Consider the following 26,229-nt stretch of genomic DNA (forward strand, 5'->3'; position numbering starts at 1 on the left):
GTGGCGGCGCGTGCCCAGCGCGAGCGTTGCACCGGTCTCGCCGAGGCGCTGTCGCTCATCGAGTCGGTGCTCGCCGACGCCGGTCTCTCGGCGGAGTTCCTCTCCACCGGCTCGCCGGAGTTCCCCGTGCACCGCTGCACCCTCCGCGACCCGGCCGGCCGGGTGCTCACCGCCTCCCTCGGCAAGGGAACCGGCGCGCAGAGCACGGTGAGCGCGCTGTTCGAGGCATGGCAGCACCTCCAGCACGAGGCGGGCCAGGCCGCGCTCCCCGGTGACCACCGGCGGGCGCGGGCGGTGCCCGTCGCCACCGTCGTGGCCCAGCCGGAACTGTGCGGGGAGCAGATGATCCACCGGCTCGCCCGCGACTACCCGGACATCGACCTCGCCTGCCTGCGGGCCGAACCCCTCAACCCGGAGCGGGCCGCGCTGTGGTACCCGGCCTTCACCCGGTCGCCGTCCTGCCGCAGCCATCCGATCCCCGGTGACGACCTGCGCTACGAGCCCTACCTCCGCTACGCCTACGACAACGGCACGGCCACCGGGGCCACCGAGCCGGAGGCGCTCCTGCACGGCCTGCTGGAGGTCGTCGAGCGCGACGCGCTGTCCCACGCCCTCCTCGACTGGTATCTCGACGAGCGGCCGCGGCTCTCCGCCCTGGACCCCGGCCTCCTCCCACCCGACCTGCGCCGCCTCCACGACGAGGCGACGGCCCGTCTCGGCGCGCCCCCGCTCCTCATCGACATCACCTCCGACCTGGGCATCCCCGCCTACTGCGCGCTTCCCTCGCGTGCCGGGCCGTACCCGGGAGTGGTCGGCTCAGGCGCCTCCCTCGACCCCGAGTACGCCGTGGAGCGCGCGCTCACCGAGCTGATCCAGTCCTCGTTCAACCTGTCGCTCGGCGTGGACCTCACCCTGGGCCGCAGGCTGGAGAGCCTGCGGCGGTGGCCGCTGCTGGAGCGCTGCGCCAGGCTGGACCCCGCCCCGCTGCTCGACCGCCTCACGTTCGACGCGCGCCTGCCCGGCCCGCGACCGGAGGACGCCGCCGGCCGGGAGCCCGGCGCCGCCGGCGGACATCCGGCGCCACCGCCCGCCGATCGGCAGGGGCCGGGGGACGTCGGCGCGCAGATCGCCACGATCCTGGAGACGCTGGAGCGTGCGGGGCTGCCGGCCTACTTCTTCCGCTGGAACCCCGCACACGACAGGTGCCCGGTGCTGACGGTGATCGTCCCCGGCCTTGAGACGTTCGCCATGGTCCACAGCGCCGTTCCGGTGTTCCCGACCGGCCGGGCCGTACGGCGGCTCGCCGGGCACCGGTGATGCGGGCGGTCCTGCGCGAACGCGGATTCCGGCTCATCTACCTCGGGATGGCCGTCAGCCTGCTGGGTGACGCCTCGCTGCTACTGATCCCGGCGATCCTGGCCAAGAAACTCACCGGCTCGGACGGCGCCGCGGGGCTGACCCTGTTCTTCTTCACGCTGCCCCTGTGCCTGTCGCCCCTCTTCGGCCACGTGATCGACCGCGTCGACCGCAGGAGGTTCCTCATCGCCGCGTGCCTGCTCTCCGCGGCGGCGCTGACCCCGCTGACCGCGGTGAGCGGCGAGGACACCCTGTGGCTGCTCTACCCGGTGTCGGCGGCCATGGGCTGCTCCTACGCGGCGGTGTCCGGGGCCCTGAGCGGCCTGCTGAAGAGCGTCCTGCCCGAGGAACTCCTCGCCGAGGCCAACGGTGCCCTGCAGACCACCCGGCAGGGACTGCGCCTGGTCGGACCGCTGCTGGGGGTAGCCGTCTACACGAGTTCCGGCATCGGCGCCGTCGTCCTGCTCGACGCCGGCACCTTCGTCGTCGCCGCGGCGGCCTTCGCGGCCCTGCCGAAACCCTCCCCCGTCCCGGCCGCACCGCGCGGCCGCTGGCGCGAGGAGTTCTCGGCCGGAGCCCGGCACCTGGCCGCCGACCCGTTCCTGCGCCGCGCCGCCGGGGCGTTCTGCCTGATGTTCACGCTGGCCGGAGCGACCGAGTCGCTGATCTTCGCGGTCATCGACCACGGCCTCGGCAGGGCTCCGGAGTTCACCGCCCTCACCTCCACCGCGATGGGCGTGGGGGCGATCATCGGCGGCCTGTGCGGGGCCACGGTGATCACGCACCGGGGCGAGCTGTTCGCGATCGGCACGGGCATCGCCCTGTACGGCGCGGCGGTCCTGCTGTGGACGGTCCCCGCCGAGCCGGCCGTGCTGGGCGCGATGACGATGGCGGGCGCCGGCCTGACCCTCGCGGGCGTGGCCCGGATGACCCTCGTGCAACGCCGTAGCCCCGGCCACCTCGTCGGCCGGGTCTCCACCGCCTTCGAGGCCATGGCCGGAGCCGCCCAGCTGCTGTCCCTGGTCGCGGGCGCGGCGCTGGTGTCGCTCGTCGACTACCGCGTCCTGCTGGCCGTGGTCGGGCTGACCATCTGCTGCGCGGCGGCACACGCGCTCCGGGGCCGGACGCCGGCGGTGAGAAGTCGCCCGAAACGGTTTCGGTACGCCGTCAGTCGTGGTGCGACAACCGAGGCGAGCGGGCAGACTGGGGATGTGAACGCCAAGACCCGTTACGCCAGTCGCCGTACCTACCTTGTGCCCGCCGATCTGAGCGAGCTGGCCGGGCCGATCTCCGGTGTCGTGGAGCTTCCCATCCACCTGGACTGGTCCGAGCAGCGGGTCTACGACCTCTCGGACGACAGTCATGTCGGGCTCATGTACGAACGTGTGATCCGCGAAGCCTCTCACCTCGACGACCTGCGGGCCTATCTGAATCATGAGACGCTGGTCCGTCTATGGCCGCATCTGTACCTTCCTGTCCAGGCCAGGAACGTCTGGGAGACACGTTTCCGGGATCTGGTGCGGGCGGCGTAGTCTTCATGGACCCGCTGCACGAACTCGCCACGCGGATCGGTCTCGCGGCGACGGATCGGTTCGGTTTCGCGCTCGCCGGCGGCTATGCCGTGCAGGCACATGGTTTCCTCACCCGCCGGTCGGAGGATGTCGACCTGTTCACTTCGGTGGGTGGAGAATTCGAGGCCGCCGTGGTCGCCGCTGTGGCGGCCTATCGCGATGCGGGTTTGAAGGTCGAGATAACGCTTGAGAACCCGGGCTTCGCCCGCCTGCTCGTCACGGACGGCGACAGCCACTCGGTCAAGATCGAGATGGGGGTGGACTGGCGTGCACATCCGCCGGTCCGGCTTGAGATCGGCCCCGTGCTTCATCCTGATGACGCAGTGGGGAACAAGGTCGCCGCGCTGTACGGCAGAGCCGAGGTCCGGGATTTCGTCGACGTGTTCGCCGTACTGCGCAGCGGCCGCTACGACTCCGATCAGCTGATCGACTTGGCCACGTGCGCGGATCCGGGGTTCGACACGGATATGTTCGCGACAGCCCTGTCCGCGCTGGGTCGCATACCTGACCAAGCTCTGTCCTTGCATGGTCTCAGTGACGAGGAGGTTCAGGAACTGCGCAGGTGTTTTCACGGCTGGGAGAGATCCCTGCGTTCGAGCGGCGGATAGGAGGAACGCCGGAGAGTCGGGAAACCTCTGACCTGGGCCGGCCGGGGGCCGGGAGACGTGTGGCGGAGAGTCGTATCCATGAGACCTTCTCCTGATCCCCAGCGGCGCGCAGACTGGGCCTTATGTGGGACTTCGATGTTCTCGTCCTGGGTTCCGGGCCGGGCGGGCAGAAGGCGGCGATCGCCGCGGCGAAACTCGGCAGGCGGGTCGCGGTGGTGGAGAAGAAACACATGCTCGGGGGCGTGTGCATCAACACCGGGACGATCCCGTCGAAGACGCTTCGGGAGGCGGTCCTCTACCTGACGGGGCTCAACCAGCGGGAGCTGTACGGAGCGAGTTACCGGGTGAAAGAGGAGATCACGGTCGCGGATCTCGGGATGCGGACGCAGCATGTGATCGGCCGGGAGATCCAGGTGATCCGGAGCCAGCTGGGCCGTAACCATGTGACTGTCCTACAGGGGACCGGGCGGTTCCTGGACGCGCACACCATCGGCGTCACCGGGGATGAGGAGAGGAAGGTCACGGCCGAGAGGATCGTGATCGCCACGGGGACGTCGCCGGCCCGCCCGTCCAGCGTGGAGTTCGACGACAAGATGATTATCGACTCGGACGCGATCCTGCATCTCGACCGGGTGCCCGAGACCCTCGTCGTCGTCGGAGCCGGGGTCATCGGCATCGAGTACGCCTCGATGTTCGCGGCGCTCGGCACCAAGGTGACCGTGGTGGAGCGTCGTGAGCGGATGCTGGAGTTCTGCGACCTGGAGATCGTGGAGGCGCTCAAATACCACCTGCGGGACCTGGCCGTGACGTTCCGGTTCGGTGAGAGCGTCGCCGCGGTCGAGCGACGGCCCCGCGGGGCCCTGACCGTCCTGGAGAGCGGCAAGAAGATTCCCGCCGACTGCGTCATGTACTCGGCGGGCCGGCAGGGGAAGACGGCCGAGCTCTGCCTGGCGGCGGCCGGGCTCGCCGCCGACGACCGGGGTCGGATCGAGGTGGATGAGAACTACGCCACCCCCGTCCCGCACATCTACGCGGTCGGTGACGTGATCGGCTTCCCGGCGCTGGCGGCCACCTCGATGGAGCAGGGGCGGCTGGCCGCTCAGCACGCGTGCGGCGAACCGGTGGCGGAGATGCAAGAGCTGTCGCCGATCGGGATCTACACCATCCCGGAGATCAGCTTCGTCGGAAAGTCCGAGGACGAGCTGACCCGGGACAAGATCCCGTTCGAGGTGGGCATCTCGCGCTACCGTGAGCTGGCCAGGGGGCAGATCATCGGCGACTCGTACGGGATGCTCAAGCTGCTCGTCTCCTCCGAGGACCGGCGCCTGCTCGGCGTCCACGTGTTCGGCACGGGGGCCACCGAGCTCGTCCACATCGGGCAGACCGTCATGGGGTGCGGCGGTACGGTCGACTACCTGGTAAATGCCGTGTTCAACTACCCCACGCTCGCGGAGTCCTACAAGGTCGCCGCCCTGGACGCCATGAACAAGATGCGGGTGATCGCCCGGCTGACGGCCGAACTGTGACGCCGTGATCGCTACCCGGTCCCCGTGCCGTGCGGCGCGTGGTCGCGGTCAGCGCTGTTTTCACCCTGAGCGATCGGGAATCCGGTCGTCCCGTGGCCCGCCGGCTGTCCGCCCGCCGCCGGCTGCGAGGCCTCAGCGGACGTCGCCGTGCCACTGCCATTCCTTCCGGCGGCCGAGGCCGGGCAGGGCGACGCGGCCCGTGCACCACAGCAGGGTGCGCGCCGGATCGTGGCCGGCCGGAGCGTCGGGGAAGAGCCGCTCGACCACCGGCGCGCACAGGTCGTCCGGGGGCGTCCAGTCGATCCCGAGGGTGAGGGCGATGTCGCGGCTGTGGACGAGGATCTCCAGCGTGCCCATGGCGGCGAAGCCGGGGCCGTCGGAGTGCCCGTAGGGGTGCCAGGCGCGAACCTCCGGTACGGCCTCGCGGACGGCCGAGGCGAGGATCGTCGCCGAGATCCGGATCCCCTCCAGGCACGCGGGGATCGGGGCCTGGCCGTCGAGCGAGGCGAACAGGGCGATGTAGCGGTCAGCCGGCTGGGCGATGAGCAGTCCCGCGTAGCCGACGACGCCGAGGGCCATGTGATCGAGGGTCTGCCGGCAGGTCCAGTCGAGGTCCCCCGCGTCGCGGGACCAGTCCTGGTCGGCGCCCTTGGCGAGGATGGAGACGCCGTCGGCGGCTGCCGAGGTCACCAGGTCGGGCCAGGAGATGGTCATGGCGGGTCGTCCTTCTTGTCTGCGGCAGGCTCGGGCGGAGGGGGATGGGGCGGGCGGAGATGCCGGGACGGCCCTCCCGGCTCACGCGGTGGGCCGCGACCGGCTCCCACAGGGGTGCCGCCGGTCGATGACCAGGCTCGCAGCGCGTCTCGTCCGGCGACAGCGGCAGGACTGCCTGTCTTCGACATATTCCTGCCATACCTGGTGATCGTGAGTCCCAGGCCCGTCACGGTTGCCATGGTCGATCACGCTGGCGTTTTGCCGTCTGTGACGTGAAATATCAGCTGCAAAAGGTCGGCGTTATTACCGTGATCGACTATGGGCTGAGATGACGACGCGGATGCCGGCCTCGCGGACCGGCAGGCGGACATCCGCCCCCAGGGTCGGCGGGACGGGCGATACGGCACCTGCTGCCGGGCCGGAACCGGTGGTGGGTCTCTGTCCGAGGGGTCTCCGTCCGACGGCCCCGAGCCGGGAGACCGCTCACCGCATGAGACGGACCTTTCACCGCAGGCCATACCCAACTGGCCGCGACCCGGCGCCACCTGGGCGAAGAGTCCGGCTCCGGATCTCCTCACGGGGTACGGTCCCCTCCTACGTTATCCGTGATCCAGATCACATTCGTGGGAGGTCCCGTGACCACCAGGCAACATGATTCATCGGTTTACGAACATATCCAGGGCGAGGAGAGGTTCCAGGAGCTGAAGCGGCGTTTCCGCTCCTGGGCGTTCCCGATGACGGCGGCGTTCCTGGCGTGGTACCTGCTCTACGTGGTGCTGTCCGCCTGGGCGCGTGACTTCATGGGCACCAAGGTGTTCGGCAACATCAACGTGGCGCTGATCTTCGGCCTGCTCCAGTTCGTGTCGACCTTCCTGATCGCCTGGGCCTACTCCCGATACGCCGAGAAGAAGCTCGACCCGGTGGCCGACGAGATCCGCCACGAGGCCGAGGGGACGACCGAATGAGCCACCAGACGCTGTCCACGATCCTGTTCCTGCTCTTCGTCGCGGTGACGCTGGGCATCACCTTCAAGGCGAGCCGCAGCAACAAGGACGCCGCCGACTTCTACGCCGGCGGCCGCTCCTTCAGCGGCGCGCAGAACGGCCTGGCGATCGGCGGCGACTACATGTCGGCGGCGAGCTTCCTGGGCATCGCCGGGATCATCGCGCTGTCGGGATACGACGGCTTCCTGTACTCGATCGGCTTCCTGGTCGCCTGGCTGGTGGCGCTGCTGCTGGTCGCCGAGCTGATGCGCAACTCCGGCAAGTTCACCATGGCCGACGTGCTGGCCTTCCGGATGAGCCCGCGGCCGGTCCGCACCGCGGCGGGCGTCTCCACCATCGTCGTGTCGATCTTCTACCTACTGGCCCAGATGGTCGGGGCGGGCGCGCTGGTCGGCCTGCTGCTCGGCATCACCTCTCCGACCGGCAAGGCGCTCACCATCGTCGGCGTCGGCCTGCTGATGATCGTCTACGTGGTCGTCGGCGGCATGAAGGGCACCACCTGGGTGCAGATCGTCAAGGCCGTGCTGCTGATGACCGGTGCGACCCTGATCACCCTGCTGGTGCTCGGCAAGTACGGGTTCAACCTCTCGGCCCTGCTCGGCGAGGCCGCCGCACAGAGCGGCAAGGGCGACGCGTTCCTCAACCCGGGCCTGAAGTACGGTACCGAGGCTCAGGGGATCGCCGGCAAGCTCGACCTGATCAGCCTGGGCCTGGCGCTGGTGCTCGGCACCGCGGGCCTGCCGCACATCCTGATCCGCTTCTACACGGTCCCCACCGCCAAGGAGGCCCGCAAGTCGGTGCTCTGGGGCATCGGCATCATCGGCGTCTTCTACCTGCTCACCCTCGTGCTGGGCTTCGGCGCCGCGGCGCTGGTCGGCGGCAAGGCGATCGTGGCGCAGGACAAGGCGGGCAACACCGCGGCGCCGATGCTCGCCGAGGCGGTCGGCAACGCCATCTTCGGCGAGGTGGGCGGCACGATCCTGCTGGCCGTCATCGCGGCCGTCGCGTTCGCCACGATCCTGGCGGTCGTCGCCGGCCTGACGCTGGCCTCCTCCTCCAGCTTCGCCCACGACCTCTACGCCCACGTGTTCAAGCGCGGCAACGTCACCGACAAGGAGGAGGTCCTGGTCGCCAGGATCTCCGCCTTCGTCATCGGCGCGGTCGCCATCGGGCTCGGCATCCTCGCGCAGGGGCAGAACGTGGCCTTCCTGGTCGCGCTCGCCTTCGCGGTGGCCGCCTCCGGCAACCTTCCCGCGATCCTCTACAGCCTGTTCTGGAAGAGGTTCAACACCGCCGGCGCGGTGTCGGCCATCTACGGCGGCCTGGTCTCCGCGCTGATCCTGGTGGTCTTCTCGCCGGTCGTGTCGGGCAGCGCCACCGCGCTGTTCCCGGACGCCGACTTCGCCTGGTTCCCGCTGAGCAACCCTGGCCTCATCTCGATCCCGATCGGATTCCTGGCCGGATTCGTCGGCGCGCGGCTCAGCAAGGAGTACAACCCGGCCAAGTACGCCGAGATCGAGGTCCGCTCGCTGACCGGCATCGGCGCGGAGAAGGCCGCCCAGCACTGAGCCGGACCGCCCGGCACCGAGCCGGCCACCCAGCTGAGTGGACCGCCCGGCACTGAGCGGGCCGCCCGGCACCGAGGGCGGACCGACGAGTGCTGAGTGGGCCGACCAGCACGAGCCCCGGCGGGGGCCCGGCCGCACCACGGCCGGGCCCCCGCCGTACGGCGTCAGCGGGACGCCACGTCCAGCATCGCCAGCTCGTCCTCGCTCAGGGTCAGCCCGGCGACGGCGAGCAGCGGCCTGAGCTGTTCGACGTCGCGGGCGCTGGCGATCGGCGCGGCCACCGTGGGCTGGGCGGCCAGCCAGGCGAGCGCGACGGCCGCCGGGGCGACGTCGTGGGCGGCGGCCACCTTGTCCAGGGCCTCCAGCACCCGGGGGCCGCGCTCGGTCTTCAGATACGCCGAGGCCTGGCCCGCGCGGGGGCTGTCCACCTCGACCCCGGGCCGGTACTTGCCGGTCAGGAATCCACGGGCCAGCCCGTGGTACGGCGTGCTGGTCAGCCCTTCGGCGGCCACCACATCGCGCAGCGGGCCCTCGTAGCCGCGCTCCACCAGGTTGTAGGGCTGCTGCAGCACCCCGTAGCGGGCCAGGCCGTCCCGGTCGGAGATCGCCAGCGCCTCGGCCAGCCGCTCGGGGCCGTAGTTGGAGGCGCCGATGTTACGGACCTTGCCCTCGCGGATCAGGGAGTCGAACGCGCCGAGGGTCTCCTCCAGCGGGGTCCCGGCGTCGTCGATGTGCGCCCAGTACAGGTCGATGTGGTCGGTCCGCAGCCGCCGCAGCGAGTCTTCGGCGGCCGCGCGGATGTTGGCCGCGGACAGGCCGGGACGGCTGGCCAGCGAGCCCACTTTGGTGGCCACCACGATCTGGTCGCGGTTGCCGCGGGCGGCCATCCACTCCCCGATGATCGTCTCCGACTCCCCGCCGGGGTGCCCGGGAACCCACTCGGAGTAGACGTCGGCGGTGTCGACGAAGTTACCGCCGGCCTCGACGTAGGCGTCCAGGACGGCGAACGAGGCGTCGCGGTCCGCGGTCCAGCCGAATACGTTGCCACCCAGGCAGAGCGGGAAGAGGTTCAGCTCAGAAAGGCTCATGGTTCTCAGCCTATTTGCTGAATAATCGCGCACTTCGCGGGCATCCCCGGCAAGCGGTTGACAGTTATTATGTGCGACGTCAATAAGGACTGTCGGAGGCTCTCATGGCACCCGGTTCACGGCTACGCGGATTCTTCGTCGGCGCTGTGATCGCGGGCGGGCTGACCGTCCTCGTCGTGGCCGCCGCGATCGCCCTCGTCACCAACCAGCGCCACGCGGTCTCCGGGCCGGTCGGCGCTCCGGTCAGCGCTCCGGTCACCGCCTCAGCCGGCGCCTCGGCCTCCACGCAGCCGCCGAAGACCTCCGGCGACATCGAGGTGGTCAAGGAACGGCGGCTCGGCGAACGCCGGATGGATCTGACCCTCCGTTCCACGGCCCTCGACGACGTCACCACGGTCCGGCTGCTGCTGCCCAAAGGCTGGTCCAGGGATTCCGGCAGAACCTGGCCGGCGCTCTGGCTGCTCCACGGCGGTCTCGACGGCTACCAGGGATGGTCGAAGTCGGATGTCGCGGAGATGACCGAGAACGAGCAGGTCATCGTGGTGATGCCCGACGGGGGCAAGTGCGGCAGCTACTCCGACTGGTACAACGGCGGCGACGGGGGCCCGCCCCGGTGGGCGACCTACCACCTCAAGGAACTGCTGCCCCTGCTGGAGAGCCGGTACGCCGCGAGCGGGGAGCGGGCCGTCGCCGGATACTCCATGGGCGGCCAGGGAGCGATGCTCTACGCCGCGACCGGGAACTTCAGGGCCGCGGCCTCCTTCAGCGGCGCGGTGCACACCCTCATGCCCGGAGCCGACGTGGCCGTCTTCCTCGGCACCACGGCGGGCTGCTTCGGCACCGACTGGAAGCGCATCTGGGGTGACCCCCGCGGCGACCGCGAGGTCTGGCGGGCCCATGACCCCTACCACCTGGCGGCCCGGCTCCGCGGGGTCCGGCTCTACGTGGCCGCCGGTGACGGCCGGAAGAGGCGGGGCGAGCTGTTCGGCGACATCACCGAGGAGCTGGCCGGCAAGGCCTCCAGGGCCTTCGCCGACCGGCTCAAGGAGCTCGGCATCCCCGTCGAGACCCACTTCTACGGCGGCCGCCACAACATGACCTACTGGAACAGGGAGCTCCGCCGCGCGCTGCCGATGCTGCTCGACTCCGTCGGGGCCAAGTGAGCCCGCCGGGCGCCGTACGGGACGGTCAGTGGCCGCCGGACAGGTCCATGTCACGCGGTGTGAGCAGCCAGACCGCGACGGCGGCGGCCAGCATGAGGCCGCCGCCGGCCGCGCCGGTCACCACCAGCGAGTCGGTGAAGGCGGCCTGGGCCTGGCGGGCCAGCTCGGTCCCGGCCCGGCCCACGGCCCCGGTCACCTCCAGCGCCCCGCCCAGTGACTCGCGGACCGCCTCGGCGGCCTGGCCGGTGACGCCCCTCGCGGCCAGCTCGGCCGGCGAGAGCTCGTTGCGGTAGACCGCTGCGGCGACGCTGCCGAGGACGGCCACGCCCAGTGCCCCGCCCAGCTCGTAGCTGGTCTCCTCGATCGCGGCTGCGCTGCCGGCCTTCTCGGGCGGCGCGCCGGACATGATGACCGCCGAGGCGATCGCCAGCGACCCCATGCCGGCGCCGATCAGCAGGAGCGCCGCGGCCACGGCCGGGTAGGGGAGAGGTGCCGGTGCGACGGGAAGCACGAGGAACCCGGCGGCGGCGACGGCGAGACCTCCGGCCAGCACCGTCCGGGGGCCGAGCCGGCCGGCCAGGCTGGGGGCGAGCGGCGAGACGAGCCCCGCGCCGACCGCGGCCGGCAGCAGCCGCACCCCCGTCTCCAGCGGGGAGTATCCCTGCACCAGCTGCATCCACTGGGCCACCAGCAGCATCATCCCGGCCATCGCGATGGAGGTGGTCAGCGCGGCGACGGTGCCCGCGGTGAAGGAGGGGCGGCCGAACAGGCGGACCTCCAGCAGCGGATCGGGCCGGTCGAGGCAGCGCTTGACGAACCAGGTGATCGTCACCGCCGCGACGGCGAGGGCGATCAGCGCGCTGGGGTCGCCGAGCCCGTCCTTGCCGATGTGCTTGATCGCCCACACCAGGGCGACCATGCCCACGATCGACAGCACGGTGGCCACCGCGTCCCAGCGGCCCGGACGCGGGTTGCGGGACTCGGGCAGCAGCAGGAGCCCCGCGATGATCGCCGCGGCCATCACCGGGACGTTCACCAGGAACGCGGCGTGCCAGCTGAACCTCTCCAGCAGCGCTCCGCCGAGGATCGGTCCCAGCGCGGCGCCGAGCGCGGCCATGGCCGACCAGACGCCCAGCGCGGTGGCCCGCTCCCTCGGGTCGGTGAACAGGGTACGGATCATCGACAGCGTGGACGGCATGATCATGGCACCGCCGACGCCGAGGAGCGCCCGTACCGCGATCACCTCGCCGGGGCTGTCGGCCGCCAGCACTCCGACCGAGGCGAGGCCGAAGATCGCGAATCCGGTGAGCAGCATCCTCTTGCGGCCCCACCGGTCGCCCAGCGCGCTCAAGGTGACCAGCAGGCCGGACAGCACGAGCGCGTAGACGTCCACCATCCACAGCAGCTGCACCGAGTCCGGCCTCAGGTCGGCGGAGATCGCGGGCAGCGCCACGTTGAGGACGGTCATGTCCATGACCACCAGCAGCAGGCTCGCGGACAGGACGCCGAGCCCCGCCCAGCGGCGTGGGTGCGGTGGCGCGCCGGCCGCCGATCCCGGTTCCGGGGCGCGCGTCACGGAGTCTCCGGTGGATGGTTCCGGTGTGTGTGTCACGGAGTCTCCGGCGGACGGTTCCGGGTTGTGCGTCACGCGGTCCCCCGGAGAAAGGTGTCCAGCAGCGTCCGCTCGATGTCCCTGCGGGCGACGTCGCCCCGCCGCAGGCTCTCGCGTACGGCGACGAGCAGGCCGTACACGGTGTTGCTGATCCACCTGACCGGCAGGTCGGAGCGGAGCACGCCCGCCCGCTGGGCGGCCAGGTAGAAGGCGATCTCGCGCCCCTCCAGCTCGTCGGCGCGCTCCTGCAGCCCGGGCAGTTTGGTCATGACGTGCTCGGTCAGCGCGAAGCCGTGCTCCTGCACGTCGTCCACCAGGCCGGCGAGCAGCTCGTGCAGGGCGGTGGTGATGCGCTCGGGGTCGGCGGAGGCGGCGGCCTCCTCGATCGCGGCCTGCCGCTGCACCCGCTCCCACCCGTCGAGCGCCCTGCTCCCGAGGACCACGAGCAGCTCCTCCCTGCCGGTGAAGTACCGGTGGAGCGTGGCGCGGCTGACCCCGGTGGCCTCGGCGATCTGGGCCATGGAGGCGGTCGGGTCCCCGTTCAGGTGGCGTATCGCCAGGGCGATGATCTGGTCGCGGCTTACAGCCACCACTCATCTCCGTTTCGTTTGAGACAATTCTGTTTCAAACGATACGTGATCGCATCAAGGTTCTGGTACGGCACCCCCCGGCGCGGCCTCCGCCTCCCCGCACGGCGCGGCCTCACCGCCCCGGCACGGCACCTGCCTCCCGCTACGGCGCGCGTACGGCGCTCTCTCCCCGGTGGCATGGAAATCCGGCCTGGCCGGGGGCTATGGTCAGGCTGTGGCCAGCCTCAGACAGCGCTCCGGCAGGTCCGGGCGCGCGCGTGACGCCTCGGATCCCGGCACGCGCACCCGTATCCTCGACGCCGCCGAAGAGCTGTTCGCCGGGGGCGGCTACGAGGCGACGCCCACGGCGGAGATCGCCCGGCTGGCCGGCGTGCCCAAGGGGCTCGTCTTCCACTACTTCCCCAAGAAGATCGACGTGCTCGTCGCGCTGATCGACGAGCGCACGCTCGTGGAGGAGCTCCCCGAGGTGGAAGCCGTCCCCGGCGACGCGGCGGGGACCCTGTCGCGGCTGGCCCGGCGCCTGCCGCTCAGCGCCTCCCCGGCGATGCGCCGCATCCTGTTCCGCGAGGCGGACACGCACGGCTCGGTCCGCGACCGGCTCGGCCGCCTGAACGGTGAGATCATCCGGCGGGCCCGGTTCGCGCTGGAGCTGGCGCTGCCCACGGCGCGCGGCGACGCCGCCCGGCTGGAGGTGGCCGCGGTCACCTTCGCCGCGGTGCTGCTCTACCAGGAGAACCTCTGCCAGCTCACCGGCCACCACATCGATCCCGACGCGGTCGCCGAGCTGATCGCCCACGCCCTGGGGTGAGCTCCGCCCGCGGCCGGACGGCCCGCCTCAGGCGGGGACGGTCTCCCGGGCCGTCCGGGGCTCGGCCGGCTCGGCCAGCTCCGTCAGCTCGTCCATGGCCTCCCGCAGGTGACCCATCAGCCGCCACACGTCCTCCACCCGGTCGGGGCAGGCGAGGATGCCGAAGTCCAACGAGCCGTCATAGGAGAAGCAGGTGATGTTGACCCCGCCGCTCAGGTCGGTCAGCACCGACATCGGGTGGTAGGCGAGCATCCGTGCCCCGCACAGATACAGCGGGAGCCGGGGCCCGGGGACGTTGGAGACGATCAGGTTGATCGGCGGCAGCACGATCGAGGCCAGCCGGAAGATCGTGGAGGTCGCGCGCGCGGTGACGGCCGCGGGCAGCATCGAGGACAGCTCGCCCAGCCAGGTGGCGGGGGAGCCGGCGAAGCGCCGCTTGGCCGCGCGCATCGTCCGCCCCGTGACCCGCAGCCGGTCGAGGGGATCGGCGAGGTCGGTCGGCATCGGGGTGATCATGACCGAGAGCTGGTTGCCGACCACGTCCCGGGCACTCGACGTGCGGACCGCGACCGGGACCGCGGCGATCAGCGGCCGGTCCGGCAGGCAGCCGTGCTCGCGGAGCCAGGAACGCAGCGCCGAGGCGCACAGCGTCATGACCACGTCGTTGACGCTGAGCCCGAAGACCCCGGCGACCCGCTTGACGTCCGCCAGCGGGATCGAGCCGTAGGAGAAGCGCCGTCCGGCGCTGATCGGGCCGTTGAACGGCGTGCGCGGGGCGGCCAGGGAGGGCGTCTCCGGCAACTCCCGGCGGTCTTTCCGGACCATCCGGGTCGCGGCGGCCACCGTCCGTGCCCCGGGCAGCGCCGCGGCCACCGGGATCGCGTCGAGGTCGGCCGCCATCCTGCCCAGCGAGCGCAGCGCTCTGACCGGGTGGGCCACCGACCGGGTCAGGGCCGCCGCGAGCATCGCGACCGGGCCGGGGGCGGTGGTCGCCGCCGGGGCGGCCGGCGGGTCGACCACGCGGCGCTCGGGGGTGAGGTCCAGCAGGGCGGCGAGGGTCTCGGCGCCCGACACCCCGTCGATGGCGCAGTGGTGGACCTTGGCGTAGAGGGCGGCCCGGCCGCCGCTCAGGCCCTGGATGAGGTGCATCTCCCAGAGCGGCCGGGTCCGGTCCAGCCGCCGCTCGTGGAGCCGGGCGATCGCCTCGGCGAGCTGTGCCTCGTCGCCGGGCAGGGGGAGGGTCACCTCGTGGACGTGGTCGGCGACGTCGAGGCCGGGGGCCTCCGTCCAGTAGGGATGGTCCAGGCCGAACGGCACGTCGGCCAGGCGCAGGCTCAGCGCCGGGGCGAGATGCAGCCGCTCGCGCAGCAGCTCGACCAGGGCCGCGCGCGTGACGGCGCCCCCGGGAGCCCCGGCCGGGTCGAGGATCGCCACCCCGGCGACGTGGGCCGCGGTGGTCGCCGATTCGGCGTGCAGGAACTGCGCGTCGAGTGCGGTCAGCTGGCGCATCGATTGAGCCTCCTCGCGGAGAGCGGAGAGATGGATCCGGCCATCATCGCCCCGGTAGGTTTCCGCCTCGTTTCCCCCGAGCGAACTCGGGAGTCGGTCACGTCCACACCGGTGGTGTACGAGTTGACCTGCACGTGATCCTGTTTCTGCAGGTTAAGCGGTAAGTGTCTGCGGAAGAGGGGCGTGCCGCGGTGTGTCGCCGGTGATGACCCGCATCCGGGCTCCGGCGAGCACGTCCAGGTCCATGGAGCGGGCCTCTTTCAGGGGACGCCGCCGGTGGCTGTGCGCGGTCAGGGCTTGGCTCTTCCGGTAGCCCATGCCCAGGCGGCGATGGCGACCCGGTTCCGGGTGCTGGTCTTGTTCTGGACGGACGCGATGTGGTTCTTCACGGTGCCCGGAGACAGGAAGAGCTCAGCGGCGATCTCGGCGTTGGTCATGCCGTGCGCGACCATGGCCACGATCTGGTCCTCTCTTTCGGTGAGGACGACGCTGGACGACTCGTGCGGCAGGCCGCGCCGGCGCAGCAGCCGGACGGTGAGCTGCGGGCTGATGAGCACGTCGCCGTTCATCGCGGCCCGGATGGCTTCGATGAGCAGCGTGGGGCCTGAGCGTTTCAGGACGAACCCGGCGGCGCCGTGGTGCAGGGCGGCGTGGACGTATTCATCGAGCCCGAAGGTGGTGACGACCACGACGTGAATGCCGGTGCCGGCCAGAGCGCGCGTCACCTCGATGCCGTCGGCGCCCGGCATGCGGATGTCGGCGAGCACGACATCGGGTTCGACCGTCCTGGCGGTGTCGATCGCGGCGCGGCCGTCGGAGGCCTCGGCCACGACGGTCATGTCGGGTTGGGCGTCGAGGATCATGCGGAAGGCGCTGCGGATGCCTTCCTGGTCGTCGGCGATGAGGATTCGGGTGACCATGTCGGCGATTGTCTCAGGGGCAGGCGTGCCGTCAGCGACCATCCGTCCGGTACGGCCTGGGCGACCAGCTCGCCGCCCCGATCCTCCACGAGTCCGGCCAGGCCGGGCAGGCCGGACCCGCCACGCCGGCGGCTCCGCGTACGGGTCACCCCGTCGTTGGTCATCGTGACCTCCAGGACGCCGGCGGAGGCGCTGACCCGCAGGTCGACGCGTGTGGCCCGCGGAGCATGCCGCCGGACGTTGGTCAGTCCTTCGATCACGATCCGATAGGCCAGTGCCGCGGTCTCCACCGGAGCCGTCACGGCCGGGTCCATCCGCAGGCGGACCCGCGTGGGGCCGGCGGCGGAGAATCGCTCGGCCGCCTCGCTGATGCCGCCCAGGTCGCCGACGGGGCTGAGGAGCCGATCGTGGTGGAGCGTCTCCAGGGTGCCGTCCAGCGTGGACAGGGCCCGCTGGCCCGCGTCTTCGACGCGTTCGAGCGCCTGAAGCGGATCGCCCGCGACTCTGCCCGCCTGGGCGTGCGCCACCATCTCGCTGATGTCGTGGGCGAGGAAGTCGTGCAGGTCCCTGGCCAGCCGCAGTCGCAGGGCGGTGCGCGTGTCGGCCACCGCGCGCTCCTGCCGTACATCGAGAAACCGCAGGTAGGCGCCTACGGCGGCGGCCAGCAACGCTCCCAGCCCCCAGAACGCGCTCACGCCGACCGCCTCCAGCGGCGAGGCGGGTGTGAAGACGCGCAGCGGCCAGACGGCAGCGGCCAGACCCGCCGCCGACGTCGAGAGCGCCGCCTGCCGGAGGGGGGCGTACCGGACGACCAGGCCGGCCGACACCATCAGCGCCACACTCTCGATCATTCCCAGCGCGTCGACGCCGGGCGCGGGCCGCGCCGCGTCACCGAGGTAGGCGAGGGTGACGGCCAGGGACACGCCCGCGGCCGGCAAGGCCGGCGCGGACAGGCGCGGCCTGAGCCGAGACCGGAACAACCCGATCGCGGCCACCGCGACAGCGACGACCACCGACAGCAAGGCGACAGCCCACATCAGGTTCACCTGAAGACGATATGCGCACCCGGCGATCGGCCCGCAGGTGCCGAACAGCACCTCTTCCGGCCGCAGGGGGTGCCGAACGGCATCTGGTCCGCCGTACGGCCGGGCCGGGAGGCTGATCGCATGAAAACCTTCACTTCCGGCCGGCACGGGTATGCGGCAGCGCTGTGGGCGCTGGCCTACGGTGTGCTCGGCGCCGCGTGGGCACTGGGGATGCCCGGCTTCCCCTGGGGCTCCGACGATCCCGACCCCGATGGGGCGCTGTCGATCCTGGCCGGCACGACACCGCGCTTCGGCTGGTGGATCGCCGCCTTCTCCCTGCTCACCGCGGTGACGGCACTGGCGCTGACCCGCAGGAGCGGCCACCGCGCGCCGGTGTTCCTGGCCTGGCCGATCGCCGCGCTCCTGATCCTGGTGATTCCCGACTCCCGGCTGATGATGGGCGTCGCCTACACGCCGCTGCTGCTGGTCGCCCCTGTCTTCGGCTGGAGCCTGGGCGGCGCCACCTTCGCCGACGCCTGGCCGTGGCCGGTGCTCAACCAGCTCGTGTGCGTGCTGGGCGGCCTGCTGCTGGCCGCCGCGACCCTGGCCTACGCACGTCAGCAGGAGCGCAGGAGCTGGTTCACTCCGCAGCGCGGGCGCGTAGCGGTGTACGTGGCGGTCGCGGTGCCGTTGGTGTATTGCGCCACCCGGTGGGCGTGGGCGCTGGGCATCCCCCTGGGCGTGAGCGCGGAGTTCCTGGCCGAAGGCGAGGACGGTCTGTGGCTGGCAGGCGCCTACCTGGCCACCTTCGGCGCGCTCGGCGGCGTGCTCACCCTCGGGCTGACCCAGCGGTGGGGGGAGATCTTCCCGCGCTGGATCCTCGGACTGCGCGGCAGGCGAGTGCCACCGCTGCTGGCGATCATCCCTGCCGGGTTCGTCTCGATCATCATCACCGTGGCCGGGCTCACCTACATCCGCTGGACTGTCGCCGGCCGGTTCACCTGGGCCGAATGGGGAGCCTGGCTGCCGGAATGCTTCTGGCCGATCTGGGGCGCCGCCCTGGCCACCGCCACCGTCTCCTACCACCAGCGCCGAAGAGCGGAAGCACACCGGGCAGGGGCTGACCACGCTCGCGCGGTCCTGACCGGTGCCGGCACCGGGCGCTGACCTGCCGTGGTCTTCGCCGTCACCGATCCGGGCATGCGGTTCTCCCGCGCAGGGCTCACCGACGTCGTGCACCGCCGGCATGCGGTCTCTCGTCCGCCGTCGGGTGCCTCAGCTCATAGTGGTGACAGGGCATGGCTACTCCTGCGGCACGAGGCCGTCGGGCAGGTGGTCGTCCGCCCCGTCGAGCCTGGGCGCGGCGGCGTTTTCGATCATCCGTTCACGACGGTCACGGGATGGCGCACGACGGCGTCGAAGAGATAGCCGTAGTCGTTGTGCGTGGCCCGCATGGGCTGGACCGCGCCCGTCTCGTCGGTGGCCCGGGCGAGCAGGGTGTGCGGGCCGGTCCGCTGGGAGGTCCAGGTGATGTGCCAGCGGGTCCAGGCCGGCACGACGTGCGGGTCGCGGAGGTGGGCGCGGTGCCAGGTGGCGCCGCCGTCGAAGCTCACCTCCACCCCGGCGATCCGGCCGTTGCCCGACCACGCCCGCCCGTGCAGCACGTGCGGGCGTCCGGCTGCCAGCGTGGCGTCCCAGGGCAGCTCGAAGGCGCTCCTGATCCCCTGGGCGGTCAGCGGGACGCCGCCCTCGGGCGGGTAGGCCTCGCCGAACATCCGGTAGAACTCGGTGTTCCACGGCGAGGCCAGCGGCGAGGTGGAGACCTCGATGTCGCCCACCCACTTGATCGAGGCCAGCCCGATCCAGGAGGGGACGATCAGCCGCACCGGGTGGCCGTGGTCGGGCGGCAGCGGCTGGTCGTTCATCTCATAGGCGAGGATGACGTCCTTGAGCGCCTTGGACACCGGGATCGGGCGGCGGACCCGGCCGTAGTCGACCCCGTCGGCCACGTAGCCGTCGTCGAGCCCGCGCGGCATGACGTCGACGGCCTCGGGGGTGAGCCCGGCCCGCTCCAGCACCGTGGCCAGCGGCACCCCGCGCCAGCGGGCCACCCCGATGCCGCCCAGCCGCCAAGGTGTTCCGAAGATCTCCTCGCCCTGCTGGGCGGCGAAGAAGCTCCGGCCGTTGCCCGCGCACTCGATCGCCACGTCCTGGGTCACCGCGGGCAGTGCGAGAAGCTCCTCGTAGCCGAAGCCGCGGGGGTTGCGCAGCCCCGCGCCGTGCAGTTCCAGCCGCCAGGTCGCGGCGTCGATGATCGGGGTCGAGGTGTGGTTGCGGACGAAGAAACGGTCGTTGGGAACGTGGTAGCCGACGTCGCGCATCGCCTCCCAGCGCATCTCGGCGTTGGTGCCGTGGGCGATGAACGTCTCCGGCGGCAGCGGTTTGACGATCCCCGGGGTGCCCTCCCCGGAGACCGGCTCCCCGTCGGTGGCCGCGAGCCGGAGCCGGTCGCGCCTGCCCCGGGCCGGCTGCTCGGCGCGGGTGCGCTGGTAGACGGCCTCGTCGTTCAGGTCCTCGTACGGCATGCGGCACCTCCCCTTTCCTTACATCTATTTCCTACCAAAAAAGCATGTAATTTGCGAAGGAGGGTCACGCTTCTGTGACTCTCAGCGACCCAGAAAGGCTAGCAGCCGCGCCAGGGGCCAGGTGTTGATCACGTCGTCGGCGGTCAGCCAGGCGCGCTGGGCGATGCCGATGCCGAACCGCTGGTTGTCCAGGTGGGGCACCGCGTGGGCGTCGCTGTCGATGGAGAACTTCACGCCGTGGTGGCGCGCCAGCCGGGCCAGGTCGGAGGGGAGGTCGGAACGGTCGGGGAAGGAGTCGATCTCCATCGCGGTGCCGGTGCGGGCGGCGGCGCGGAACACCGCCTCCCAGTCGGCGTCCACCGGCGGACGCCCGCCGATCTTGCGGGTGGTGGGGTGGCCGATGATGTGCACGTGCGGGTTCTCGCAGGCGGCGATGTACCGGCGGGTCATCTCCTCGCGGGACTGGGTGAAGTGCGAGTGCACGCTCGCCACACACACGTCGAAGCCCGCCAGGACCTCGGCCGGCCAGTCGACCGAACCGTCGGGGGCGATGTTGAGCTCGGTGCCGTGCAGCAGCCTCATGTCCGGATGGCTCGCCTGGAGCCGCCGGAGCCGCTCGCGCTGCTCCAGCGCCTTGTCCAGCGTCATCCGCTGCATCGCCAGGTCGGGCGCGTGGTCGGTCACGGCGTAGTAGGAGTGCCCGCGTGCGCGGGCCGCCGCGACCATGTCCTCCAGCGAGGCGATGCCGTCGGTCAGGTCGGTGTGGGTGTGCAGGTCGCCCCGGATGTCGTCCAGGGTGACGAGCGCGGGCAGCTCGCCCCTGAGGGCGGCGGTGATCTCCCCGCCGTCCTCACGCAGCGGCGGCGGGATCCACGGCATGCCGAGCGCCTGGTAGATGTCCTCCTCGCGCTCGGCCGCGATCACCCGGTCCCCGTCGAACAGGCCGTATTCGGAGAGCTTCCAGCCCTTCTTCACCGTGATCTCGCGCAGGTGCACGTTGTGCTCCTTGGAGCCGGTGAAATACTGCATCGCGGCGCCCCACGACTCGGCCGGGACCACGCGCAGGTCCACCTGGATGCCCTCGGTGGTGCGGATCGAGGTCTTCTTCTCGCCCGAGGCGATGACCTCCGCGACGTACGGCCGGCTCTTGAAGTCGTCCATCAGGCTCACCGGGCCGACGGCGAGGATGTCGATGTCGCCGATGGTGTCCTTCATCCGGCGCAGCGACCCGGCGTAGGCGATCCGCTCGGCGGACAGCGAGGCGATGATCCGCTCGGCCAGGTCCATGGCCACGCCGGTGTGCACCCTGGCGCTGGTCCGCTCCAGCTGCTCGATGCCCTTGAGCAGGTTCTCCTCGGTCTTGGGGCCGAAGCCCTTCAGGCCCTTGAGCCGCCCCTGCCCGATGGCCTCGGCGAGGGCCTCGGGGGAGTCGATGCCGAGCTCCTGGAAGAGGAAGACGGCCTTCTTCGGCCCGAGCGAGGCGATCCGGGTCAGCCTCCGCACCCCGCCGGGGACCTTCCCGCGCAGGTCGTCGAGCTGGCGGAAACTCCCTCTCTCCAGGTATTCCTCGACCTTCTTGGCGATCGCCTCGCCCACTCCCGGCACGCTCCGCACGGCCGTGGCCGCGATGTCCTCGGGGAATCCCGCGATCGCCTTGGCGGCCTTCTGGTAGCTGCGCACCCGGAACGCGTCGCCGCCCGTCATCGCGAACAGCTCGGCGTATTCCTCCAGGGCGGACGCCACAGCGTCATTAGCTCGTGCCATGGGCCCAGCCTAGAAGATCGCACCGACGTTTTCCCGGGCCGGTCCGGAAGGCGGACCGTGGTCGGCGTGCTCTCGGACGCGGGTGCGCCGCGGGCCGATTCTCCGCGGCGGCCCCGGCCCCGGATCCGGCGCGCCCTTGGACGTAGGCCGAAGGTCCGATGCCGGAGGCGGGTCCAGGCCGTAACGTCAGGAGGGCAAGGCCGTTTCGAGACTGACAACCGGGAGGTTCCGTGCCAGCGCAGCTCGACCACACCATCGTGCACAGCAGTGACCGTTTCGCCTCCGCCCGTTTCCTCACCGGGCTGCTCGGTGCGCCCGAGCCCCGGGCCTACGGGCCGTTCGCCGCCGTCCCGCTCGCCAACGGCGTGACCGTGGACTACGCGGACTCCATCGTCGCCTCCGACCGGATCGTCATGCAGCACCTGGCCTTCCTGGTCGCCGAGGACGAGTTCGACGAGATCTACGCCCGGATCACCGAGCGCGGACTGCTCCACTGGGGCGATCCGGGCCATACGGAGCCCCAGCAGATCAACCACCGCCACCGCGGCCGGGGCGTGTACGTCGACGACCCCGACGGGCACTCCCTCGAATTCCTCACCCACCCGTACGTCACGGACGAGTGACCGCACCCGTGCGGGCCGGGCGTCCGCCGGCGAACGCGGCGACCGGCCGGCACGGGTGGGCGGGGCCGGCCGGTCAGGCCCCCGAGGCGGCGATCACCTCGGAGACCAGGCCCGGGGAGGTGACCAGGCGGGCGTACTCGGGCTGGCGCAGCTCGCCGCCCATGAACGGGTGGGGGTTGCGGTGGACGGCGGGGCTGGGCGCGTCCACGAGGGCGGCGAAATGGATCTCCTTGACCCCCGTCGCCTCCACCACGCGGCTCACGTTGCGGGGCGTGATGCCGCCGCCGGGCATGACGATCAGACCGTCGCCCGCCCGCTCGACCAGGGACGCGATCAGCGGCGCCCCCTCCAGCGCGGTGACGTCCTGGCCGGAGGTGAGCACCCGGTCGACTCCCAGCGAGGCGAGCGTGTCGAGAGCGGCGAACGGGTCGGCGGTCATGTCGAAGGCCCGGTGGAAGGTGACCGAGAGCCCTCCGGCGGCGCCGATCAGCCGCTTGGCCACCTCGACGTCCACCTCGCCCGACGGCGTCAGCACCCCGATCACCACGCCCTGCGCGCCCGCCTCCCGGACTTCCGCCACGTCGCGCTCCATGGCCGCGACCTCGTACTCGTCGTAGATGAAGTCACCGCCACGGGGGCGGATGATCACGTGGACGCGGATCGACGAGACCGCGGCGAGGGTCGCCTCGACGGTGCCGAGGGTCGGGGTGAGACCGCCCTCGAAGAGGGCCGAGCACAGCTCGACCCGGTGCGCCCCGGCCTGCTCGGCCGCCAGCGCGCCTGCCGTGCTGTCGATGCAGATCTCATAGGTAAGGCTCATTTTTCCCCCAAAGCGTGGATCTCGCCGACCGGGACGCCCCCGCCCAGCACCGCGACACTCGCGAACTCCCCGGCCGACGCGACGTCGCCCCCCGCCGCCCGGAGGGCGGCCAGCGCGATCGCGGTCGTGGCCCGCGGGCTCCCGTCGATGACCTTGACCGCCGCCGCGTGCCCGTCGGCCAGCGCGACGACGAGCACGCCCTCGGCGCCGCCCTTGGCCACCGCCCCGGGCAGCGCCCGCATCAGGGAGGTGTTGACGTGGCCGGTCCCGCCGACGTATTCGGGATACTCGCGCATCGCGTCGGCGACCGCCCGCGGCGCCGTCCCGGGCGCGGCGAGGACCAGGCCCTGTACGGCCCGCGCCAACCCGGTCAGCGACAGCCCGAACAGCGGGGCGCCGCACCCGTCGACGGCGACGTGGGCCGTCTTCTCCCCCGACAGCTCCTCGACCACGCCGCGGACCCGCTGCTGCACGGGATGGCCGGGGTCGAGGTAGGCGCCGGCCTCCCAGCCGGAGGCCACGGACGCGGCGAGCATCGCGGCGTGCTTGCCCGAGCAGTTCATCCGCTCGCGCGACGCCGTCAGGCCGCCGCGGATCAGCGCGTGCCGGGTGGCCTCGTCCTCCGGCCAGTCGGCCGGACAGCCGAGGGCGTCGAAGCCGAGCCCCGCCTCGCCGAGCATCTCGGCGACCAGCCGTACGTGGAAGTCCTCACCCGTGTGGCTGCCGGCGGCGATGGCCAGGCGCGGGCCGTGCAGGTCGGCTCCGGACAGCAGGCACGCGAGCGCCTGGAACGGCTTGGCCGACGAGCGCGGCAGCACCGGGTCGTCGACCCGGCCGAGGGCGACGGCCGTGCCGCCGCCGGGCGCGAGGGCGACGGCGCTGCCGAAGTGCACGCTCTCGGTGAATCCGGAGCGGACCACCTCGGCGAGCGGGACGTATCCGGAACCTCCCCCGGTGAGCGGGACGAGTTCAGGCACGGGCGAGTCTCCTTCGCGGTCGGTGGGCGCGCGGTTGGCGGGCTTCGAGGGTGCGGGCGAGTTTGGACAGCGACGCGTTGACCACCAGGTAGACCAGCGCGACGATGATGTAGGTCTGGATGAGCAGGCCGTTGTAGGTCGCCAGGACCTTGCCGCTGTAGAGCAGCTCGGCGTAGCTGACCACGAAGCCCAGCGAGGTGTCCTTCAGCAGGCCGACCGACTGGCTGACGATCGAGGGCAGCACGCGCCGGGCCGCCTGCGGAAGCACGATCATGCGCATGGTCTGGCCGTGGGTGAGCCCGACCGCCAGGCCCGCCTCGCTCTGGCCGCGCTCGACGGACAGGATCCCGGCCCGGAAGATCTCCGCGAACGCCGCCGCGTTCGAGATCGCCAGCGGCACCACGAGCTTCCAGAACAGCGGCAGGTCCAGCCCGTAGCGGGGCAGCGCGAACAGCACGACGTAGACCAGCAGCAGTGCCGGGACGGTGCGCACGACCTCCACGTACGCGGCGGCGGGCAGGCGCACCCAGCGCCGCCGCGACAGCCGCCCCAGGGCCAGCGCCAGCCCGGCCGCCATCGCGAGCGCGGCCGACACGACCGCCGCCAGCACGGTGGACCAGAGCCCGTCGAGCAGGTAGCGCCACATCGGCCACGTCGCGTACGGCTGCCAGCGGGCGGCGTCGAGCTGGCCGTTGGCGGCGAACTGCCGTACGGCCAGCGCCAGCAGGGCCAGAACCGCGACCGCCCCCACCACGGTCGCGATCCTGATCCTGCGGCGGGCGCGTGGCCCGGGCTCGTCGAAGAGCAGGTTGCTCATCGGACCATCACCAGCCGTCGTTCGAGCCGTCCGGTGACGAATCCGGCACAGGCGGCGATCAGCGCGTAGGCCAGGCCCGCCCCGACGAAGATCGGGATGGGCTGGGCCTCCATGAGGTTCACCCGGTTGGCCGCGGCGGTCAGGTCGACCACGCCGATCGCGGCCGCCAGAGAGGTGTTCATCGTCAGCGCGATGAAGATGTTGCCCAGCGGCTGGATCACCGTGCGCAGCGCCTGCGGCAGGATCACGTGACGCAGGGACTGGCCGAAGGTCAGGCCGAGCGCGCGGGCCGCCTCACCCTGCCCGGCGGAGACGGCGTTGACGCCCGAACGCAGCGCCTCGGCGATGTAGGCGGCCTCGTAGAGCGCGATGACCACGATGGCCGTGACCAGCAGGTCGGCCTTGATCCCGATCTCCGGCAGGCCGAAGACGGCGAGCACCAGCAGCACCAGCAGGGGCAGGTTCTGGAAGGTCTCCACGTAGGCCGTGCCGATCCCGCGCAGCACGCCGACCGGGCTGACCCGCATGGCCGTGATCACGAGCCCCACCACCGCGGCGCCGAGGAACGACGCCGCGGTGAGCTGGAGGGTCACGATCAGGCCTTCCCAGAACTCGGGCAGGTGATCCAGGATCGCCGACATCAGGAGCCCGGAACCGATCCGATCTGCGGCGGGGTGGGCGCCTCGCCCTGCACGACCGTGCCGATGGAGTTCTTCCAGGTCTGCTGCCAGAGGCCGTCGCCCTGGATCTTCTTCAGCCAGTCGTTGACGAACTTCTTGAACTGCTCGTCACCGTGCTTGAGGCCGATGCCGTACGGGTCGGTCGTGAAGGGCTGCCCGACGACCTGGACCGAGGGGTCCTTCTGGGCGTTGGCGACCAGGAGCATCTCGTCCTGGACGTAGACGTCGCCGCGCTCCTGCTTGAGCGCCTGCATGCACTCGGGGTCGCTGCCGAACGTCACGATCTTCGCCTGCGGCGCGAGCTTCTTGATCGCCGGGATGGCCGGGGTGTTGGCCCCGGCGATGACGGTCTTGCCGTTCAGGTCCTCCGGCTTGGCGATGCCCGCCGTGCCCTTCCTGACCGCGAGGGACAGGCCCGAGGAGTAGTACGGCCCGGCGAAGGCGACCTGCTTGGCCCGCTCCGGCGTGATCGTGTAGGTCTGGAAGACGACGTCCACGGTGCCGTTGCTCAGCAGCGCCTCACGGGTCTCCGACGCCGAGTTGACGATCTTCACCTTGGGCTCGCCGATGATGTACTTGGCGAGCGCCTTGCCCATGTCCGCGTCGAACCCCTCGACCTCGCCGGTCGTCGGGTTCTGCTGCGACAGCAGCGGGGCGTCGAGCGACCCGCCGACGATCAGCTCGCCGCGCTGCTTGATCTTCTCCATCGTGGAGCCGGGCAGGATGTCGGCCGCCGCCGCCACCGGCGCCTTGGCGAGCAGGTCGCCGCCCTTGGTCTCGCCTGGCACACCCGGCACCGCCGAGCTGCCCGAATCCGTGCCGGAACAGGCCGAGAGACCGACCATTGCCACGGCGGCGACAGCGGCCATCCGCTTCATGGACACCATCGGGCCCACCATCC

At 71.5% G+C, this 26,229-nt stretch carries 24 protein-coding genes; 10 read left to right on the forward strand and 14 right to left on the reverse strand.

Going from position 1 to position 26,229, the window contains the following annotated elements; translation table 11 throughout:
- The 4 genes from BM085_RS09445 (at window position 1) to sthA (ending at window position 5,061) form a co-directional block, all read left to right on the forward strand.
- A complete protein-coding gene (locus tag BM085_RS09445; RefSeq protein ID WP_177245027.1) occupies window positions 1-1,317 on the forward strand; it encodes a YcaO-like family protein in 1,317 nt (438 codons plus the stop codon).
- Complete coding sequence (locus BM085_RS09450; protein ID WP_093886634.1) at window positions 1,317-2,888, forward strand: MFS transporter; 1,572 nt, start codon at window positions 1,317-1,319, stop codon at window positions 2,886-2,888. Before BM085_RS09445 ends, BM085_RS09450 begins: the two co-directional genes overlap by 1 nt.
- Window positions 2,889-2,893: 5 nt before the next feature.
- A complete protein-coding gene (locus BM085_RS09455) occupies window positions 2,894-3,535 on the forward strand; it encodes a nucleotidyl transferase AbiEii/AbiGii toxin family protein (protein ID WP_093886635.1) in 642 nt (213 codons plus the stop codon).
- 122 nt (window positions 3,536-3,657) lie between these two features.
- Entirely contained in the window at window positions 3,658-5,061 is a 1,404-nt protein-coding gene (gene sthA / locus BM085_RS09460) for a Si-specific NAD(P)(+) transhydrogenase (RefSeq protein WP_093886636.1), read from the forward strand.
- A gap of 132 nt (window positions 5,062-5,193) precedes the next feature.
- On the opposite strand, the gene BM085_RS09465 is transcribed toward sthA, so the two are convergent.
- Window positions 5,194-5,775: a maleylpyruvate isomerase N-terminal domain-containing protein gene (locus BM085_RS09465; protein WP_093886637.1), complete on the reverse strand. Its 582-nt coding sequence runs from the start codon at window positions 5,773-5,775 to the stop codon at window positions 5,194-5,196.
- 635 nt (window positions 5,776-6,410) lie between these two features.
- On the opposite strand from BM085_RS09465, the gene BM085_RS09470 reads away from it, so the two are divergent.
- Window positions 6,411-6,740 (forward strand): DUF485 domain-containing protein, encoded by a 330-nt coding sequence (locus BM085_RS09470; protein WP_031164210.1) that lies wholly within the window; start codon window positions 6,411-6,413, stop codon window positions 6,738-6,740.
- Window positions 6,737-8,347 (forward strand): solute symporter family protein, encoded by a 1,611-nt coding sequence (locus BM085_RS09475; RefSeq protein WP_093886638.1) that lies wholly within the window; start codon window positions 6,737-6,739, stop codon window positions 8,345-8,347. The genes BM085_RS09470 and BM085_RS09475 overlap by 4 nt, the downstream gene beginning before the upstream one ends.
- A 164-nt stretch (window positions 8,348-8,511) precedes the next feature.
- On the opposite strand, the gene BM085_RS09480 is transcribed toward BM085_RS09475, so the two are convergent.
- On the reverse strand, window positions 8,512-9,435 hold the full coding sequence (locus tag BM085_RS09480) for an aldo/keto reductase (protein ID WP_093886639.1): 924 nt from the start codon (window positions 9,433-9,435) through the stop codon (window positions 8,512-8,514).
- A 104-nt stretch (window positions 9,436-9,539) separates the two neighbouring features.
- On the opposite strand from BM085_RS09480, the gene BM085_RS09485 reads away from it, so the two are divergent.
- The gene (locus BM085_RS09485; RefSeq protein ID WP_093886640.1) at window positions 9,540-10,598 is read left to right on the forward strand and encodes an alpha/beta hydrolase; all 1,059 of its coding nucleotides are present in this window, start codon (window positions 9,540-9,542) and stop codon (window positions 10,596-10,598) included.
- A 25-nt stretch (window positions 10,599-10,623) separates the two neighbouring features.
- Here the strand turns inward: BM085_RS09485 and BM085_RS09490 are convergent, their stop codons facing one another.
- Both BM085_RS09490 and BM085_RS09495 read right to left on the reverse strand, forming a co-directional pair.
- On the reverse strand, window positions 10,624-12,174 hold the full coding sequence (locus BM085_RS09490; protein WP_093886641.1) for an MFS transporter: 1,551 nt from the start codon (window positions 12,172-12,174) through the stop codon (window positions 10,624-10,626).
- Between the two features lie 68 nt (window positions 12,175-12,242).
- Window positions 12,243-12,800, reverse strand: a complete 558-nt coding sequence (locus tag BM085_RS09495) for a TetR/AcrR family transcriptional regulator (protein ID WP_093886854.1) — start codon at window positions 12,798-12,800, stop codon at window positions 12,243-12,245.
- Between the two features lie 214 nt (window positions 12,801-13,014).
- Between BM085_RS09495 and BM085_RS09500 the strand changes: the two genes are divergently transcribed.
- A complete protein-coding gene (locus BM085_RS09500; RefSeq protein ID WP_031164199.1) occupies window positions 13,015-13,608 on the forward strand; it encodes a TetR/AcrR family transcriptional regulator in 594 nt (197 codons plus the stop codon).
- A gap of 27 nt (window positions 13,609-13,635) precedes the next feature.
- Here BM085_RS09500 and BM085_RS09505 read toward each other — a convergent pair whose 3' ends face one another.
- The 3 genes from BM085_RS09505 to BM085_RS09515 form a co-directional block, all read right to left on the reverse strand.
- Entirely contained in the window at window positions 13,636-15,117 is a 1,482-nt protein-coding gene (locus BM085_RS09505; protein ID WP_093886642.1) for a WS/DGAT/MGAT family O-acyltransferase, read from the reverse strand.
- A 290-nt stretch (window positions 15,118-15,407) separates the two neighbouring features.
- The gene (locus tag BM085_RS09510) at window positions 15,408-16,037 is read right to left on the reverse strand and encodes a response regulator (protein ID WP_093886643.1); all 630 of its coding nucleotides are present in this window, start codon (window positions 16,035-16,037) and stop codon (window positions 15,408-15,410) included.
- A complete protein-coding gene (locus BM085_RS09515) occupies window positions 15,977-17,074 on the reverse strand; it encodes a sensor histidine kinase (RefSeq protein WP_245789238.1) in 1,098 nt (365 codons plus the stop codon). The genes BM085_RS09510 and BM085_RS09515 overlap by 61 nt, the downstream gene beginning before the upstream one ends.
- Window positions 17,075-17,203: 129 nt before the next feature.
- On the opposite strand from BM085_RS09515, the gene BM085_RS09520 reads away from it, so the two are divergent.
- Complete coding sequence (locus BM085_RS09520) at window positions 17,204-18,229, forward strand: hypothetical protein (RefSeq protein ID WP_093886645.1); 1,026 nt, start codon at window positions 17,204-17,206, stop codon at window positions 18,227-18,229.
- A gap of 209 nt (window positions 18,230-18,438) precedes the next feature.
- On the opposite strand, the gene BM085_RS09525 is transcribed toward BM085_RS09520, so the two are convergent.
- Both BM085_RS09525 and polX read right to left on the reverse strand, forming a co-directional pair.
- Entirely contained in the window at window positions 18,439-19,647 is a 1,209-nt protein-coding gene (locus BM085_RS09525) for a sulfite oxidase (protein ID WP_093886646.1), read from the reverse strand.
- A gap of 81 nt (window positions 19,648-19,728) precedes the next feature.
- The gene (gene polX, locus BM085_RS09530) at window positions 19,729-21,411 is read right to left on the reverse strand and encodes a DNA polymerase/3'-5' exonuclease PolX (protein ID WP_093886647.1); all 1,683 of its coding nucleotides are present in this window, start codon (window positions 21,409-21,411) and stop codon (window positions 19,729-19,731) included.
- Between the two features lie 230 nt (window positions 21,412-21,641).
- Between polX and BM085_RS09535 the strand changes: the two genes are divergently transcribed.
- Window positions 21,642-22,034, forward strand: a complete 393-nt coding sequence (locus BM085_RS09535) for a VOC family protein (RefSeq protein ID WP_086572233.1) — start codon at window positions 21,642-21,644, stop codon at window positions 22,032-22,034.
- Between the two features lie 73 nt (window positions 22,035-22,107).
- On the opposite strand, the gene BM085_RS09540 is transcribed toward BM085_RS09535, so the two are convergent.
- From BM085_RS09540 to BM085_RS09560, 5 genes are read right to left on the reverse strand one after another with little or no spacing between them, the layout of a single operon-like run.
- Window positions 22,108-22,854, reverse strand: a complete 747-nt coding sequence (locus tag BM085_RS09540; RefSeq protein ID WP_031164185.1) for a copper homeostasis protein CutC — start codon at window positions 22,852-22,854, stop codon at window positions 22,108-22,110.
- Window positions 22,851-23,831 carry an asparaginase gene (locus BM085_RS09545; protein ID WP_093886648.1) on the reverse strand — a complete coding sequence of 327 codons (981 nt, stop codon included), beginning with the start codon at window positions 23,829-23,831 and terminating at the stop codon, window positions 22,851-22,853. Before BM085_RS09545 ends, BM085_RS09540 begins: the two co-directional genes overlap by 4 nt.
- Window positions 23,824-24,648 carry an amino acid ABC transporter permease gene (locus BM085_RS09550; RefSeq protein ID WP_093886649.1) on the reverse strand — a complete coding sequence of 275 codons (825 nt, stop codon included), beginning with the start codon at window positions 24,646-24,648 and terminating at the stop codon, window positions 23,824-23,826. The genes BM085_RS09545 and BM085_RS09550 overlap by 8 nt, the downstream gene beginning before the upstream one ends.
- Window positions 24,645-25,289, reverse strand: coding sequence for an amino acid ABC transporter permease (locus tag BM085_RS09555; protein ID WP_012892755.1), 645 nt, complete (start codon window positions 25,287-25,289; stop codon window positions 24,645-24,647). The genes BM085_RS09550 and BM085_RS09555 overlap by 4 nt, the downstream gene beginning before the upstream one ends.
- On the reverse strand, window positions 25,289-26,215 hold the full coding sequence (locus BM085_RS09560) for a glutamate ABC transporter substrate-binding protein (RefSeq protein ID WP_093886855.1): 927 nt from the start codon (window positions 26,213-26,215) through the stop codon (window positions 25,289-25,291). The genes BM085_RS09555 and BM085_RS09560 overlap by 1 nt, the downstream gene beginning before the upstream one ends.
- Window positions 26,216-26,229 lie beyond the last annotated feature (14 nt).

This window comes from Streptosporangium canum (assembly GCF_900113865.1).
GTDB lineage: Bacteria > Actinomycetota > Actinomycetes > Streptosporangiales > Streptosporangiaceae > Streptosporangium > Streptosporangium canum.